The 16,704-nt window shown below is 49.0% G+C and carries 11 protein-coding genes and 1 tRNA gene; 1 reads left to right on the plus strand and 11 read right to left on the minus strand.

Features of this window, described 5'->3' with window-relative positions:
• From FG11_RS13185 to FG11_RS02685, 8 genes are all read right to left on the minus strand, one after another.
• On the minus strand, nucleotides 1–561 hold the full coding sequence (locus tag FG11_RS13185) for a hypothetical protein (RefSeq protein WP_052184904.1): 561 nt from the start codon (nucleotides 559–561) through the stop codon (nucleotides 1–3).
• Entirely contained in the window at nucleotides 558–1,370 is an 813-nt protein-coding gene (locus tag FG11_RS02655) for a hypothetical protein (RefSeq protein ID WP_152604035.1), read from the minus strand. Before FG11_RS02655 ends, FG11_RS13185 begins: the two co-directional genes overlap by 4 nt.
• Nucleotides 1,351–3,057, minus strand: coding sequence for a GspE/PulE family protein (locus FG11_RS02660; RefSeq protein ID WP_052184905.1), 1,707 nt, complete (start codon nucleotides 3,055–3,057; stop codon nucleotides 1,351–1,353). The genes FG11_RS02655 and FG11_RS02660 overlap by 20 nt, the downstream gene beginning before the upstream one ends.
• Nucleotides 3,054–4,229 carry a type II secretion system F family protein gene (locus FG11_RS02665; RefSeq protein ID WP_020184098.1) on the minus strand — a complete coding sequence of 392 codons (1,176 nt, stop codon included), beginning with the start codon at nucleotides 4,227–4,229 and terminating at the stop codon, nucleotides 3,054–3,056. Before FG11_RS02665 ends, FG11_RS02660 begins: the two co-directional genes overlap by 4 nt.
• Before the next feature lie 15 nt (nucleotides 4,230–4,244).
• Complete coding sequence (gene gspG / locus FG11_RS02670; RefSeq protein WP_020184099.1) at nucleotides 4,245–4,682, minus strand: type II secretion system major pseudopilin GspG; 438 nt, start codon at nucleotides 4,680–4,682, stop codon at nucleotides 4,245–4,247.
• 197 nt (nucleotides 4,683–4,879) lie between these two features.
• On the minus strand, nucleotides 4,880–12,847 hold the full coding sequence (locus FG11_RS02675) for an Ig-like domain-containing protein (protein WP_160277119.1): 7,968 nt from the start codon (nucleotides 12,845–12,847) through the stop codon (nucleotides 4,880–4,882).
• A 79-nt stretch (nucleotides 12,848–12,926) separates the two neighbouring features.
• Nucleotides 12,927–13,571: an SCO family protein gene (locus FG11_RS02680; RefSeq protein WP_081978172.1), complete on the minus strand. Its 645-nt coding sequence runs from the start codon at nucleotides 13,569–13,571 to the stop codon at nucleotides 12,927–12,929.
• 348 nt (nucleotides 13,572–13,919) lie between these two features.
• Entirely contained in the window at nucleotides 13,920–14,459 is a 540-nt protein-coding gene (locus FG11_RS02685; protein WP_047535674.1) for a peroxiredoxin, read from the minus strand.
• A 149-nt stretch (nucleotides 14,460–14,608) separates the two neighbouring features.
• Between FG11_RS02685 and FG11_RS02690 the strand changes: the two genes are divergently transcribed.
• Nucleotides 14,609–14,684 (plus strand) — tRNA-Arg (locus FG11_RS02690).
• Between the two features lie 106 nt (nucleotides 14,685–14,790).
• Here the strand turns inward: FG11_RS02690 and FG11_RS13400 are convergent.
• The 3 genes from FG11_RS13400 to FG11_RS13190 all read right to left on the minus strand — a co-directional run bounded on the left by FG11_RS13400 (nucleotide 14,791) and on the right by FG11_RS13190 (nucleotide 16,639).
• A complete protein-coding gene (locus FG11_RS13400; RefSeq protein ID WP_081978173.1) occupies nucleotides 14,791–15,138 on the minus strand; it encodes a GFA family protein in 348 nt (115 codons plus the stop codon).
• A gap of 195 nt (nucleotides 15,139–15,333) precedes the next feature.
• Entirely contained in the window at nucleotides 15,334–15,813 is a 480-nt protein-coding gene (locus FG11_RS02695) for a VOC family protein (protein WP_047535675.1), read from the minus strand.
• Between the two features lie 247 nt (nucleotides 15,814–16,060).
• Nucleotides 16,061–16,639, minus strand: coding sequence for an FxDxF family PEP-CTERM protein (locus tag FG11_RS13190; RefSeq protein ID WP_160277121.1), 579 nt, complete (start codon nucleotides 16,637–16,639; stop codon nucleotides 16,061–16,063).
• Nucleotides 16,640–16,704: the final 65 nt, after the last annotated feature.

Below are 16,704 nucleotides of genomic sequence, written 5' to 3' on the forward strand. Positions count from 1 at the left end.
TCAGTTTTTCCCTTGCGCCGCTTTTGATTGCGCTACATTCCATTGCGCCACAATAGTAAACCCGACTGGCTTGTAGGGGTCGCTTTGATCGATTTGATGTTTAAGTAAATAGACCTGCGCTAAGGTATTTAACTGTGCCAAAGCTTGCACGTACTGCAAGGTTGCGGCCATGTTTTTGGCCTGGCCGGTCAACACGACTTGTTGTTTTTTGCGATTAGGCGCTATGCTCAATAGTGCGATATCTTGTGTGCTGACTTGCTCCAGCGAAGTCAGTAGCGGATTCCATGGAGTGCTTAACTGCGTGACAATATCACGGGCATATAGGACTTCATCTTCCGATGCGGTTTCAATCGGTAGCTCAACTGGCTTATTGCGTAATGCAGGTGACATTCCAGAGGCAGAAACCAACGTGGATAATGTCCGCTGTTGTAGTTGATATTGCTGTACCCAATATAGTGTGCAGCCAATCGCTGTCAGTAGCATTGCCAACCCGAGTAAGCTGATCTTTTTGAAAGAAAATGCACTGGTTTCCACAAAGTCAATGTGTAATCGCTGGCTCATGCCATTACCTCCAACAGTGGATACGCCGTTTGTGGTAGCGCTTGTTTGTTGGAGAGACCTAAGCGTTTGATTTGCCAGTGCGTAATGGGCGCCAATGCGCTGGCCTTGTGCGCAGGTGCATAAATGGAGATCACGCGCGCTACATCGTCTTCTAACACCATGGTGCGCGCTAGAATCTCTGGCAGTTGCTGCTGCCAGTCTAATGCAATGGCTTGCGAGCGGATTTGGGTACAGATGCCATGATGAAAAGTTGCAAACACCAAACGGCTATGCTCCACCATTGCCACTATGCCCTCTATCTTGTGCAAGGCGTTGGCTAGACCATTGATGGCTCTTACAAAGTAGGGCTGCACGCTTTTTAAAACAATGGATTGCTTTTCGGCTAAGGCGTGTAATTCAATCAGTAATGTTTGATCAATGGCCGCGCACATGGTGGGCTTAGCGGGTGCAACATCATCACATTGTATGGCCCAGTTCAGCACTTCGGCCCCAAACACTTCGCGGAAAGCCGCTTGCGCATACGCGGTTTTTTCTGTGATGGAGATATGTTTTAAGGTAGGCGGCAACACTAAATAGCGCACCAAATCACTTTCAAGCGTCAACTGCATTGCAGTGTGGCGGGGTGCAGCAAGCTCTACCAATATACGTGCTAAGGTTTGCAATGATGCTTGCCAAATATGCTCTGGATTCGGGGTCACGGCATGTTCGTGCTGGGCTAGTACTTTCTTTGTCAGCCCGGTACGATGCAGCACCGCCACATGAGTGGCGCTGAGTGTGACCAACAGTTGATTAGGCCACAAAGGTAACACGGTTAATCTCCTGTAAGGTTGTCATGCCTTCGCCCACCGCTTCAATCGCGGCCTCACGTATGGTGCGCATGCCGCTACGTTTTGCGGCTTCTTTCAGTTTGCGAATAGGCTCGCGCGCGACAATCATTTCTCTTAATTCGTCGTTGAGGACTAACAGTTCGGCGACTGCTTTACGACCTTTATAGCCGGTACCCCGGCAATGACCACAACCTTTGGCATGTTTGAATTGCATGCGGCTGGCCATTTCAACGGTAATGGCCGATTCTTCTAATAGTGCGGCCGAAGGCTGCTCTGGCTCCATACAGTGTGGGCAAATCACACGAATCAGGCGCTGCGCCATGATGCCATTGACGGCTGAAACAAAGTTGTAGGGGTCTACACCCATGTGCATAAACCGTGCAATCACATCCAGCACATTGTTGGCGTGCACGGTAGTAAATACCAAGTGGCCAGTCAGTGCTGCCTGTACCGCAATCTGTGCAGTTTCTGAATCGCGAATCTCACCCACCATGATTTTGTCAGGGTCGTGTCGCAAAATAGAGCGTAGGCCGCGTGCAAAGGTCAGGCCTTTTTTCTCATTGACTGGGATTTGCAATACGCCGGGTAGTTGATATTCCACTGGGTCTTCGATAGTGATGATTTTGTCATGCCCAGTGTTAACCTCTGAGATGGCGGCATATAGCGATGTGGTTTTGCCACTACCGGTGGGGCCTGTCACCAATACCATGCCATAAGGCTCTGCGGCTAAACGACGAAATTGTGTGATGATATTGGGGTTGAACCCAAGCGCTTGTAAGCTTAAACCTTGCGCTTCTTCAGACAGCGATTTACGGTCAAGCACACGCAGTACGGCATCTTCACCAAACACACTGGGCATAATGGATACACGAAAATCCACTTCGCGGCCTTGTGTGATGACTTTAAACCGGCCATCTTGAGGAATACGGCGCTCCGCAATATCCAACTGCGCCATGACTTTGATTCTAGAGATGGCTTGGTCGGCATTGTCTTGCCCTTGAATGCCCCCCACGCTTGCCATGACACCGTCGATACGGTACTTCACTACTAGACCTGAATGTGCGCATTCCAAATGAATATCGCTGGCGCCTGTTTTTAAAGCATCGTACAGCGTGGAGTTCATCAGTTTGACAATCGGGTTGCTCTCTTCACTAATTGATTTTAATGAAAGATGTACCACCGACTCGTCATTGTCCGCCAGTAGGTTTTGTTCGCCCGTTGGTAAGCCATCCATGGCGCGCATGGTTTCTTCATGTCTAGCTAAAAATGCAGCAATATCAGTGCGATGCGCGAGCCGCCATGTGTATGACCGTTTAATGTATTCATTGGCCCATGTTTGCAAGTTATCATTAAACGGATCGGCAAACACTAAAATAAGCTGTTCGTCTTCGGTATAAAAGGCCAGACATTCTTTTTGTTGGGCTTTGGAAAATGGAATCGTGTCAAAGCCTGCAATTAGCGTGTGCATTTCTTTCATGGTGATGGGCGCATAATGAAAGCATGTGCCAAGCGCAGAAATGAATGTATCTTGCGTGCCGCCAATCAGCTCTTCCAGCACTTCAATCATGCGTCTTTGCTGAAGTTGCGCTTGTGCCTTCGCTTGCTTGATGGTGGCCGGGGTCATCATCACAGTGGCGCCGTCTAATGCAAAAGTAGGGGTCGCGATCATTGTATATTGCCTGCAAGCTCAAAGATGGGCATGTAAAGTAACAAGACTACCACACCTATTACCAAGCCAATCATCAACATTAATATGGGCTCAAACAAGCGCGTAAACCAGTCTATCCAGCGTGCGAGTTCTTCATCATAAAAGCCGGCAATGCGCTCCATCATATCGCCGATATTACCGCCGCGTTCACCCACTGCCAGCATGCGCAAGGCCACTGGTGTGGTCAGTCCGGTTTTGTCGAGCGCATCGGAAATCGGGTGGCCTTCGTTAATGGCTGCTGAAGCAAGCTTCATACTGTTTTGTAAGGCAGAATCTAACAAGCCGGACACCGATTGCAGTGCAAGTAGAATAGGCGTGCCGCCTTTGAGCAGCATGCCAAGCGTTCTGTAAAAACGTGCCAATTGGTAGATGCGCAGACGGTCACCCAATGCCGGGATTTTCCATAGTTGTTGCGCTAGCCATTTTCTGAATGCTGGTTGAGATAGGGCAACAATTAAAGCGGCAATGAGCCCGATGCTGCCTAGCATCATGGCAAAGCCATGGCGTTCAAGAAACACGCCCCATGCCAGTAATACTTGCGATAGAAAGGGGAGGTCGCCGCCAGTGCCTTCATAAATGCGACTGAATTTTGGAACGACAAAGCCGAGCAAAAACAGAATCACCAAACCGCCAACGCTCATCAACAGTATCGGATAGATGGATGCACTGACGATTTTCTTTTTGAGCAGGCCAATTTGTAATTCATAGGCGATATAGCGACTCAACGCTTGGGGCAGGTCGCCGGTTTTTTCACTGGCCCTGACCGTTGCAACAAACAACATAGGAAACGCTTGCGGCTGCTGCTCCAGTGCGGCGGAAAAGGTTTGTCCTTGGTAGAGCGCTTGTAACAGCGTATCTAAGGTAGATTTACCTTCGTTACGGTCGTCTTTGACTGCAAGCGTTTCAATCGCCTCTACCAAATTGAGGCCTGCTTCTAGCAAGGCCAGCAATTCTTGGCTAAATAAAATGAGCGGGAATTTTTTTCTGGAATGCTTGAGTGCATTGAGCGCTGTGGCCGAGATAGGCGTATAGCCTCTTGCCTGCGCCTGAGAGAGTGCATCATCCATATGCATGGCAGAAATGTTCAGGAGAACCATTTCTCTGTCACGGACCGCTTTTACTTGATAGTTCATCGCGTTTGAACAGCGTTACCAGTTCGTGACGTCTTCGGCTTCTTTGGTGCCGCCTTGCTGCCCATCTTTACCTAGCGAGTATAAGTCGTAGTCGCCATGCTCTCCCGGTGATTTGTAGAGATAGGGTTTATCCCACGGGTCATTCGGCACGTTTTTTTTAAGATATGGACCAGCCCATTTGGTATCGTTAGCCGGATTTTTATTGAGTGCCTCTAACCCTTGCTCGCTGCTTGGGTAGCGTCCGGTATCAATCCGGTATTGGTCTAAGGCTTTACCCAGTGCATCGATTTGTGCTTTGGCGGTTTTTGTTTCGGACTTACCAATTTGCTCAAAATATTTTGGGCCTACATAGCCGGCAAGTAGGCCAATAATGACCATAACGACTAGCAATTCGAGGAGTGTAAATCCTTGAATTTTAATATTTAATTTTAATTTTTGTGTTCTAGTGATCATGTAATCAATTCTATCAAAGCAACTATATATGTCAATTGTAGTGAATGTCGGTGACGGGTAAATTTCATTTTTGTGACAACTTAGTCACAATTCTTAGTATGTTTTTTCTATTGTTATGTGAGTCTACATAATAGAGGCCACCATTTGGTGGCCCCGTCGGCATACCGCAAACAGATATTGCTATCTGATTAAGCCGGTTAAGGGCTGATATACAACTGCAGCTTAGGTACCGCACTATACGTACTTGCACCCGGTGCTTTCCATAATAGCTGCATTACTGCACCCCCGGTAAACTCTAGAAACTCCACCCTAATTTGCAAGCGTTGACCAGCGGTCATACTGATTACCGCGCTGGTGTCCAAGGTTGGCCCATGTGAAGCCCAGTTATTGATGATGAGCTGGTTATTGAGATAGACCCTTACGCCGTCATCAGAATTGGTCTGGAACTGATAGTTGCCAGCAGCTAATGCTTCGACATACCCTGTCCAACGTGCAGTAAAGTTGTTTGCTGGAACGCCAGCACCCGGCGAAGCAGTGCCCCAGTTAAAGTTCACATCCTCCACACGTTGTAAAACCGCATTGCCGGATAAGTCTATCGAGTTGTAGTAACTACCATTCAAACCAGTGCCGGTCGAGGTCGTGCCATTGGAGGTCACAGTAATGGAGGCGACACTACTGATGCTGACCGCACCGCTATTGTCAGTGGCTCTTGCCGTCACAGAATGGGTACCGACCGCCGCATTGGTCCAACTGATGCTGTATGGCGAAGTCGTATCTGTAGCGATGAGCGTAGCCCCATCATAGAACGCGACTTGGGTGATCGTACCATCACTATCTGCAGCATTGGCGGATACCGTGATGGCCGTGCCTTGTATGATGTTAGCTCCTGAAGCGGGTGCTGTGAGCGCAACAGTAGGTGCATTATTGTTGACCGTACTACTGTTATACAACTGCACTTTAGGCACCACGTCATAAGTAGTGGCTCCTGGTACTTTCCAGAATAACTCCATCAACGCACCACCGGTGAACTCTTGGAATTCCACCGTAATCGGAATACGTTGGCCAGCCGTCATGCTGATCGCCGCGCTCGTGTCCAAAGTAGGGCCATGCGGCGTCCAGTTATTAATCACTAACTGATTATTGATATAGACTCTAAGGCCATCATCTGAATAACTCTGGAATTGATAAGAGCCCGTCACCGTGGCTTCAATAAACCCAGTCCAGCGTACTGAGAAGTTATCTGCTGGTAAGCCTGCTCCCGGTGACGCATTACCCCAATCAAAGTTAATATCCTCTACACGCTGTAGCACAATGCTGCCGGTTAAATCATTCGTTGCGTAGTAATCGGCATTCAATCCGGTACCTGTGCCCGGTGTGGTTGGCGTGCTGGAAGTCACCGTGATTGCCACGGCCGCACTGGTAGTCACCGTACCCCCATTATCCGTGGCTCTAGCGGTGATGGAATGAGACCCAACCGCCGCATTGGTCCAACTGATGCTGTATGGTGAAGTAGTATCTGTAGCGATGAGCGTAGCACCATCATAGAACGCGACTTGGGTGATCGTACCATCGCTATCCGCAGCATTGGCTGAGACCGTAATGGCCGTACCTTGCACTACACTCGCACCGGCAGATGGTGCAGTCAGTGAGACAGTAGGCGCTACATTGGTAGCCGTCACCGTGATTGCCACCGCCGCACTGGTAGTCACCGTACCGCCATTATCAGTCGCTCTAGCAGTGATGGAATGAGACCCAACCGCTGCATTGGTCCAACTGATGCTGTATGGTGAAGTCGTATCTGTAGCGATGAGCGTAGCACCATCATAGAACGCCACTTGGGTGATCGTACCATCGCTATCCGCAGCATTGGCTGAGACCGTAATGGCCGTACCTTGCACTACACTCGCACCGGCAGATGGTGCAGTCAGTGAGACAGTAGGCGCTACATTGGTAGCCGTCACCGTGATTGCCACGGCCGCACTGGTAGTCACCGTACCCCCATTATCAGTCGCTCTAGCGGTGATGGAGTGAGACCCAACCGCTGCATTGGTCCAACTGATGCTGTATGGTGAAGTCGTATCTGTAGCGATGAGCGTAGCACCATCATAGAACGCCACTTGGGTGATCGTACCATCGCTATCCGCAGCATTAGCGGAGACCGTAATGGCCGTACCTTGCACTACACTCGCACCGGCAGATGGTGCAGTCAGTGAGACAGTAGGCGCTACATTGGTAGCCGTCACCGTGATTGCCACCGCCGCACTGGTAGTCACCGTACCGCCATTATCAGTCGCTCTAGCAGTGATGGAATGAGACCCAACCGCTGCATTGGTCCAACTGATGCTGTATGGTGAAGTCGTATCTGTAGCGATGAGCGTAGCACCATCATAGAACGCCACTTGGGTGATCGTACCATCGCTATCCGCAGCATTGGCTGAGACCGTAATGGCCGTACCTTGCACTACACTCGCACCGGCAGATGGTGCAGTCAGTGAGACAGTAGGCGCTACATTGGTAGCCGTCACCGTAATCGCCACCACAGCACTGGTAGTCACCGTACCGCCATTATCAGTCGCTCTAGCGGTGATGGAATGAGACCCAACCGCCGCATTAGTCCAACTGATGCTGTATGGTGAAGTCGTATCGGTACCGATTAAGGTAGCACCATCATAGAACGCGACTTGGGTGATCGTACCATCGCTATCCGCAGCATTGGCGGAGACCGTAATGGCCGTACCTTGCACTACACTCGCACCTGCAGATGGTGCAGTCAGTGAGACAGTAGGCGCTACATTGGTAGCCGTCACCGTAATCGCCACCACAGCACTGGTAGTCACCGTACCCCCATTATCAGTCGCTCTAGCGGTGATGGAATGAGACCCAACCGCCGCATTAGTCCAACTGATGCTGTATGGTGAAGTCGTATCGGTACCGATTAAGGTAGCACCATCATAGAACGCGACTTGGGTGATCGTACCATCGCTATCCGCAGCATTGGCGGAGACCGTAATGGCCGTACCTTGCACTACACTCGCCCCTGCAGATGGTGCAGTTAACGATACTGTAGGGGCTACATTGCCACCCGTGCTGCTGGTATATAGCTGCACTTTTGGCACAACGTCAAATGTTGCGGTTCCCGGCACTTTCCAAAATAACTCCATCAACGCACCACCGGTAAACTCTTGGAATTCCACTGTAATCGGAATGCGTTGACCGGCTGTCATGCTGACCGCCGCACTGGTATCTAAGGTTGGTGCATGTGGTGTCCAGTTATTGATAATGAGCTGATTGTTAACATAGACCCGCACACCATCATCAGAATAACTCTGGAATTGATAGGCACCAGTGATGGTTGCTTCAATAAATCCAGTCCAGCGTACTGAGAAGTTATCTACTGGCACGCCTGTGCCTGGCGAGCCGTTACCCCAATCAAAATTAATATCTTCTGTACGTTGTAGCTTCACTGTGCCAGTTAAATTATTAGTGGAGTAGTAAGCTGCATTTAATCCGGTGCCTGTGCCCGGTGTGGTAGGTGTGCCAGAAGCCACGGTAATAGACACCACTGCACTGGTCGTGACCGCGCCACTGTTATCGGTGGCTCTAGCGGTGATGGCATGAGCGCCAACCGCTGCATTGGTCCAACTGATGCTATAGGGTGAAGTTGTGTCGGTTGCTATTAACGTTTCTCCGTCATAGAACGCCACTTGGGTCACCGTACCATCGCTATCCGCAGCATTGGCAGAGACCGTAATGGCAGTGCCTTGCACCACACTTGCCCCTGCGCTAGGCGCAGTCAGTGAGACAGTTGGTGGTGATTGTGTCACCGTACCAATGGTGCTGTATAGCTGGGCTTTAGGCACTAGACTGAAGGTGGATGCACCTGGCAGTTTCCAGTTAAGCGCTAACAATGCGCCGCCGGTTTGCTCTTGATACTCAATAGTGATAGGCAGTCTTTGACCTGCATTCATGCTGAAAGCAGCGCTGGCATCTAAAGTAGGGGGGTGACCAGTCCAGTTATTGATAATGAGCTGATTATTAAGATAGACCCTAACGCCATCATCTGAGTTGGTTTGCAGTTGATACGTCCCAGTGATGGTCGCTTCGATATAGCCTGTCCAGCGCGCAGAGAAGTTATCTACAGGGAGCGTTGCTGCTGGTGAACCATTGCCCCAGTCAAAGTTAATCTCCTCTACACGTTGCAGCACAATATTGCCAGAGAGATCGTTAGCGTAATAGTAAGCACCATTTAAGCCAGTGCCGGTAGATAGCTTAGGCCCTTCGCCCGCTTCTTCTACACCAATTTGCTGGACATAGCTCACAACATTGGTCATGTCTGTTGCTGAAAGGGTAATCCCGTTATGCGCAGTAATCGCGGCGTTCATCGTTGCTGCACTGCCATCATGCAGGTAGGGTGCTGTTGCCCAAACATCGCGTAATGTCGGGATGTCGATACCGCTCAATGTAGCATTCAGGCGTTTGCCGCTGGATGGTTTGATGGTGCCGATGTTTCTCAGCCCATTAGCACCATTGCTGGTCGTGAAATCAAACGAGCCATGACAGCTAATACAATTGTTTTGGAATACCGCTTTACCAGCAGTTGCAGCCGGTGTTAAGCCACCAGCGTTATCACGATAAGGCGTGCTATCAAATTTATTCAGCGATTCGACATAAGCGGCCAATTCATCCAACGAAGTACTGATACCAGATTTTCTATCGCCCAGTGCTTGATTGCGTGTGCCAGTCGCGTAATCAGCGTCTGCCATCAACCCTAAACCGCCGGATAATTCGCGGATTTGTCGTTCAAAATCTTGCACTTCATCAAAGTTTGCACTCCAATGCAAGAACCCATGTGACATGCCAGCACGGCCATTTAAGGCGATGGTATTGCGTAAACCTTCACCAAAGCCAGTCAGATCCCAAACACGGCCATCTTGACCGCCGTCGTTATGGCAGCTAGCGCAGCTCATGTAGTTATCTCTCGCAAGCCGTGGATCGCGTGCGTCATAGAACAGCTGTTTACCAAGTACTACGTTAGGGTCTAGCTTTTCAGTCTCAATGCTGTAGGTAATGGCACTGCGAGATACCGCAAGTTTGCCCTGATTTAAAAGTGGTGATAAGTCAAACACAGTCACGCTTCTATCCATAAATTCTTGCACATACAGCGTATTGCCATCTGCCGAGAGTGCAAGGCCTTGTGGTGCGCGACCTACTTCTAACCTAAACAGCTCTCTGCCGCCAATCGCATCAATTACGGCTACTTGGCGACTGGTTTCTAATGCAACAAACGCATACACGCCACTTGGGTGATAAACCGCAGCCGATGCCACACTCGAGTTGTCATGATCAATGCGTCTTGCATAGCTTTCAGTGAGTGTTGCCATGTTGATGTTTGAGCTAATTGCACGTACCGTGTTTTGGAAGTCTAATTGCTGGCCGCTACGCAGCAGTCCGCGCTTGATATTGTCCTGCTTGGAAGGAAGCCATGCTTGCGTACCATCTGGGGAAATAGCTGGCGCTGCTAGGTAGTTGGGCAAACCTCTGCCTTGAATCTCCGTGTCAGTCTTGTCGCTATGCGCCAATTTAACGGTGCTGGTCACCACCATGGTGTTGGCATTGACGACAATCACTTCGCCCCCTGCATTCGTGGTGTCGATAGTCGCAGTTGCTTCACCCAGTGCAGGTGGTGAGATAAAACGAGACACCAATACTAATGAGGCATCTGCATTAATAGCAACATGGCGCACGCTCGGTGCGACATCGACAATACCTTGTTGTGCACCTGAGGTGGCGTTCAGTTTAAGCAGCTGCCCAGTAGCTTCCAACGCCACAAACGCACTGGTACCATTGGGGTCAAATGCTAAGCCATGTGGTTGCGAAGCGCGCGGTAAAGTCAACGTTTGTACTACTGTTAGAGTGGTGGGGCTAATAATAGAAATGCTCGCACTTTTCTTATTGGTGACCCAAATCCGACCATCTGGAGCAACAGCGACTGTGCGAGGGGATGTGCCTACATCAACCGAGGTGACAAGTGCATTGGATACGCCATCCAGCACACTAACAGAATCATTATCCGGGTTTACTACCCAAATTCTGGACGGATTTCCGCTACGATTCTCTACCGTAATCGGGCTGGAGTTTGTTGGGCTTTTTGCCGTTTTGGCTGTGGCTACAGCCTGTAAGAACGTGCGTCTTGAAATAGCACCCACTGAATCTTGGGCGCTCAGTGTCACAACATATACACCAGGCTGCGCGTAAGTATGGCTCACAGCCGGATTGGCGTTGTAAGCGCTGTCTGGACTGCCATCACCAAAATTCCAGCTATAGGTAGTATTAGAAACAGCTGTCACGCTGTAGTTTGCAGTGCCGCCGGAGCCAATCACTGGTGCGTCGATTGTCCCGCCAATTTCAGGAGGATCGTACGGTGTGGTAGGTACATTAGGCGGGGCTACATTTTGCCCAATCGCAATGATGACCCCTAAAGAAGGCACGCCGTTGGCGTTGACCGCTACTACTTGGTAATAGCCAGGTGGGGTAAGGTTAGCATTTGGTGTAGTAGCTGTGAGTCGGTTACTTTGTTGTGAAAAACTTAATGGTATGCGGCGTTGCCCAGTATTGAAGGCATGCGTGCCTTTACTCACGCCAAGCAACACCAATTGCGTGACATTTTCTGTCGTGGTCATGTCCATCTGTAATGGCGCTTCGTGATCGTAGGACAATCCACTAATTGCCTGAATGACCGGGCGAGGTGCCAACTGTGCGCCACTTGTGCCGGTTCTGAATAAATACGGTGGGTAATACACCTCGGCATTCAGGTTGTTGACAGGGCCAGGAGCGCCGCCACCAAAAGACAGAATGGTGCCATTAGGCATCAATACGGTATTGGAGTGGTAGCCTCTATAAATGGCAGCGTTTGCACCCAATGACCATGTACCTGTGGTAGGGTCCCAGATTTCTGCGCCATACACAGCACTGCTACCGTCGTTATTCGCGCGTGCTGTACCACCGGTTACCACCACTTTGCCATTTGATAAAACGATGGAGTTTGGAAAGCGGCGCACATACGTCATGGCAGGCTGTTCCGTTAGCACTGGGTTGGCACCATTGATGTCAATGACGGTTGCTTTGTTACTGGCCGGTAAATCGTCCCCCACAAAACTACCATTACCGCCCGCAATCAAAATCTTACCCGGCGCATACATCACAGCGGTGTTGGTTGCACCTACGTTCACAGGGTTGGCAAAGGTGTAAGGCACTTTGTAATTGCCTGCAATGCGAATGGTACCGTTGCCGTTCGGGTCTAGGTACCACATTTTTTCGGATGACACGCCAAAAATTTGACCATTTGGCGCAACGAATGCACGTGGAAAGGATGCGCGCAAGTAGTCTGGGCCAAATGCCTCGCGGCTGTAGGCACCAAATAAAGAGCGCCAGCCAGTCGTTTCCAGTATCTCCGGCGTCATGGAGGCAAGACCTTGTGCAATCGCTTGGTCTGGATTGTTTTCCATGTCTTCCGAATACGGTACCATGCCACCCAGTATGATCGGGCGGCCATCCGGCAAATTCAGCATGGTGGCATACCAGCGATCTAACGCCAGATTGTATGAAGCCGTTTGCACAGTATTCGTCGATGGTGTGTAAATAGTGGTTGTTCTGCCGCCATTACCACCGGAAATAATCAGCCTACCATCGGTCAGGTAAGTAGAGTTTGAACAGAAACTATCTTGTTGTTGCGCGCGAAAGGTTGTTTGGTGGCTATTGATGCCAAAACCTATGGTGGGATCCCACAAGTCAAAATAACGGCCATCTTGGCCGGCACCATCCAGTGTGGAGCCGTAGCTGAGCACTTTTCCATCTGGTAGCACAGCTGCATGAATACTATTAAGCGGCCAAGATTTTACGCCGGACCACATGCCGCGTGTCGGTGCGTCTGATGGAATGGTGAGCCCCTGCATGATAGGGTCAGGGCTAATCGGCACCGTAACCCATAAGCTTGGGTCGACGTCCGCTGCCTGCGTGTTGTGCATCATCGGAATGTCCAGCGTCAGCAGCGATAACATCATCGCTGCGACGATGACTTTGCGAACCTGCGCGAGGTAAGCATGCTGCTTGAACACGAAACGATTGTGCGGTCGGCTTAATGATGGAGACGGTATGGTGTCGTGCATAAGAGACTCACAATCTTTTCGATAATATATTCTATGGCAATGCTTTATCATGCTATATCCCCTAATTGAGGGATGGGTATTACATGGTGTTCAGTTGCGCGATATCTTGCGCAATACGCGCTTTGTCGATTGGGTTGCCTATGTAGCGCATCATTAGCCGTCCTTGCGCATCTACTAGCCATAAGTGCGTGGTGTGATCGTCCGGACGTACCACTTGCTTCAATTTTTTGGGGTCGGTGCCAAACAGCTTTAAGCGTTCGGTCACGGTCACAATATCTGCCGGATTACCTGTGATAAATGCCCAGTTATTGGCCTCCGCATGCATGCGGTGTGCGAAGGCTTTGAGCTTGGTTGGGGTATCGTTCCATGGGTCTAACGAGACAGACACAAACACAACACGTGATTTGATATTATTTGGCAAACCTTCCAGTATCTCGGCCAAGGCTTTGGTTTGTACTGGGCACACGGCCGAGCATTGTGTATAGATGAAATTGAATAGAGTAATCTTGTGGTTCAGGTTAGCGATTTTAAACGGCTGGCTATGCTGATCTTTAAACGCTAAATCGCCAAAATTGCTATAAAAACTAGTGCTTGGGATTTCTGCACGTGGCTGAATAGCGTAGGTGAAAAAGGCGAGTGAGATACACAACAGTGCGCAAAATTTGTGGGGGAGTGTGAACGCCCTCACAACATCCAATGTGCGCGCTGATAAGTGTGTATTCATTTAATCAACATGGTGGTTTAAACACTGTAAAAGAAAGGACATTCTTGATGCTGCAAATTAAATGGAATCAGGGCCAATAAATCGCATCAATTAGGTATTCGATTCATCTTAGGTGACCGATATTTTGCTCTCAATAGCCCGAACGGGCTAATGGTGGGAACTAAATTGAAATTGCTGTCAATGCTTGAAAAGTAAAGAACGGTTAAGGTGTTGGTGATAAAAGTTAACTATATGATTTTTAATCTATATTTAACTTATTTTTACAATTTTCTCACTGGGCGCTATTGCTGGGTCTCGGCATGCTTAATCGCTATTTATTTTAAAAATAAATAGCGAAGTTGTTGCATATTAACCACGTTGGAGTCGTGTTAAATCATCAATGATTTCTTGCGAGTGTGTAGAGGCTTCCACATTGAAATAAGCTTTGGCAATATTGGCCGCCGGATCAATCAAAAAAGTATAGCGTTTGGCGATGTTGAGTGGGCCAATATGTGTGAGTGCGCCATACGATTCAGCCACTTTGCCTGATGTATCGGCCAGTAAAGGAAAGGGTAGATTGTACTTTTTGGCAAAGGCCGCGTGTGATGCGCTGTCATCCACGCTGATGCCGACCACTTTTGCCCCCAGTTTTTCTAAGTGATGCATATCATCACGAAAATGACAGGCTTCTTTGGTGCAGCCGGGGGTATCGTCTTTAGGGTAAAAATAGAGTACTAACCATTGCCCCTTAAATGCGTTCAAATTCACCAGCGTTCCTTTGGCATCTGCAAGTGCAAAATAAGGTGCGGCTTGCCCCACGCTTAACTGATGGTTGGGTGCGCTGAAATAACGGTATCCCCAAAAGGCCAGCACTAAGATTACGCTATAAAAAACAATTTTGATCAGCATCATGATTCACGATTGAGTACACAGATAGGTGTGATTGTGATATCAACCCGCAGATTTGTCTAATTGGAAATACCGCATTCTGTGAGAAAATAGCGCGAATATTTTATTTGTGGTTTTTATAGGGCGTTATTGCCTGCATAAAACCGTATGCCCCCGTAGCTCAGTGGATAGAGCATCCCCCTCCTAAGGGGAGGGTCACACGTTCGATTCGTGTCGGGGGCGCCACCTCTCTAGGAGTATGCAATAGCAGCCTAAAGTAGGATGCAAGGGCTAAAGATGAGCGGGAGTATAAAATAGCAGCTTAATGAATAATAGATTGGGCGTCTTGTATCTACCGCGAGCGACCATCATAATGAGTAACAGGAACACTCTCAAGGTCGATCCCCTCTAGGCAACGAATATTGATAGCTGCCATGCGGTTACCTTTTGGATCGGTAGCTTCACCGTATGGGTGAATGCCACATAATGCACAGAATTGGTGTTTGATGACGTGTTTGTTAAACTCGTAGGTGCTGGCGTTGCTCTCTGGCGTGAGTAGGCTAAGACTCTTTCGTGGAACAAACCACATGAGCGAGCCTTTACGTTGGCAGAAAGAGCAATTGCAAGACATCGCGCCAGTCAGCGTTCCTTCTACCTCAAACTTAATATGGCCACAGTGGCAGCTTCCTTGATAATTCATTTTGTCTCCAACTTGTTCTCAATTGAGTTTGATCACCTTCTTGCTTTACATATTCTAGACTGGTGCCTACAAAAGGGGTGGCGACCCCACTTCATCGATTTACGTTATTAAAAATAGTATCATCGAAGCACATTTCCACCAATTCTGCTTGGTGGATTAAGCGTATCTAGAGCCATACATAAACTACACTACAACTCAGCCATGCCTGGCTGCTTCAATCATGGCTATGTCGATTTTCCCCATTTGCATCATGGCTTCGAAAGCGCGTTTAGCAGCAGCGCTGTCAGGGTCTTCTATGGCGGCAATAAGCGCACGCGGCGTGATTTGCCACGATAAGCCCCACTTGTCCTTGCACCAGCCGCAAGCGCTCTCTTCGCCACCATTGCCTACAACTGCGTTCCATAAGCGATCAGTTTCAGCCTGGTCGTCAGTCGCAACTTGGAACGAAAAAGCCTCATTGTGCTTGAACGCCGGGCCACCATTTAGGCCGAGACAAGGGATACCAATCACAGTGAATTCCACCGTCAAAACATCGCCCTCCTTACCAGAAGGGTAGTCGGCAGGTGCATAATGAATCCTACCCACCGCGCTATCCGGAAACGTTTCGGCATAGAACTTTGCGGCCTCAAGGGCTGCGCCATCGTACCAAAGACAGATTGTGTTCTTGGGAGCCATATTCGTTCTCCATTCGTAGTTGTTTAGATGCATCTGAACTAAAACATAGTAAATACTAGCAATTGCGAATGCAACCATCCGATTGGTTAGGTTGGTATTGGCGCATCTTACAGTGACGATGACAGGTAGTGAGTATCTGCCTAGGGCAAATATGAGTCATTGATATGGATGGCTTAAAAAAACAAATGCCAAAATGCAAAAAGGGAGCCGTAGCTCCCATTGCAAATCTTAAAGCGATTATGCCGGTTTAAGCTTGTGTGTTTCTGCGTTTTGCCATAAACCCTATTAGCCCCATGCCACATAACAGCATTGCATAAGTCTCTGGCTCTGGCACAGGCTGTGCAATATTTAATACCCCTGCATATGAGCCACCGGCTGAACCTGAGACAATACCTTTGATTTGAAGCGTATAGGTGCCAGCACTCAACGTTAATGGATTTAGCACAACGGTTGTTGAGGAAACGGTTGGACTATAGTTTACCGTTGTTCCCCAAGCTGAGATCAATTCGTTAGGTGCAATCGCTGCAGTTTGGTGTGTGCTGCCCTTGTATAATCTTGCACGAAGATCGCTCACGCCCAATATGCTGTCTAGATTGATAGATGAAGTGACCGAATTGACCGAGCCATCTGTAATGGTAAATATATAATCATCCCAAAATGTTGTGCCCGAATCTGAGCTGGTGAATGTATTGCTATACGTTAATGATGCGGGCAATGCGCCAACTGCAAGAACAGTAGTGGTGTCAGCAAAAGCGCTGACACTAGAAATACTAAATGCGGCGGCTAACGAGATTGTCGTTAACATCCTACGAGTTGCTAATTTCATACCGACTCCTAAACAAATGTTCATTGGAAAATATTTACAATGAATATTAGTTAAAGCGCATTGCC

This window comes from Methylotenera sp. N17 (assembly GCF_000799155.1).
In the GTDB taxonomy this organism is placed as follows: Bacteria; Pseudomonadota; Gammaproteobacteria; order Burkholderiales; family Methylophilaceae; genus Methylophilus.

Bases quoted from the DNA above. Each gene is read 5' to 3' on its own strand.
- FG11_RS02685 (WP_047535674.1), bottom strand. From the start codon at position 14,459: ATGCTGATCAAAATTGTTTTTTATAGCGTAATCTTAGTGCTGGCCTTT.
- FG11_RS13185 (WP_052184904.1), bottom strand. From the start codon at position 561: ATGAGCCAGCGATTACACATTGACTTTGTGGAAACCAGTGCATTTTCT.
- FG11_RS13190 (WP_160277121.1), bottom strand. From the start codon at position 16,639: ATGAAATTAGCAACTCGTAGGATGTTAACGACAATCTCGTTAGCCGCC.
- FG11_RS02665 (WP_020184098.1), bottom strand. From the start codon at position 4,229: ATGAACTATCAAGTAAAAGCGGTCCGTGACAGAGAAATGGTTCTCCTG.
- FG11_RS02695 (WP_047535675.1), bottom strand. From the start codon at position 15,813: ATGGCTCCCAAGAACACAATCTGTCTTTGGTACGATGGCGCAGCCCTT.
- gspG (WP_020184099.1), bottom strand. From the start codon at position 4,682: ATGATCACTAGAACACAAAAATTAAAATTAAATATTAAAATTCAAGGA.
- FG11_RS02675 (WP_160277119.1), bottom strand. From the start codon at position 12,847: ATGCACGACACCATACCGTCTCCATCATTAAGCCGACCGCACAATCGT.
- FG11_RS02680 (WP_081978172.1), bottom strand. From the start codon at position 13,571: ATGAATACACACTTATCAGCGCGCACATTGGATGTTGTGAGGGCGTTC.
- FG11_RS13400 (WP_081978173.1), bottom strand. From the start codon at position 15,138: ATGAATTATCAAGGAAGCTGCCACTGTGGCCATATTAAGTTTGAGGTA.
- FG11_RS02660 (WP_052184905.1), bottom strand. From the start codon at position 3,057: ATGATCGCGACCCCTACTTTTGCATTAGACGGCGCCACTGTGATGATG.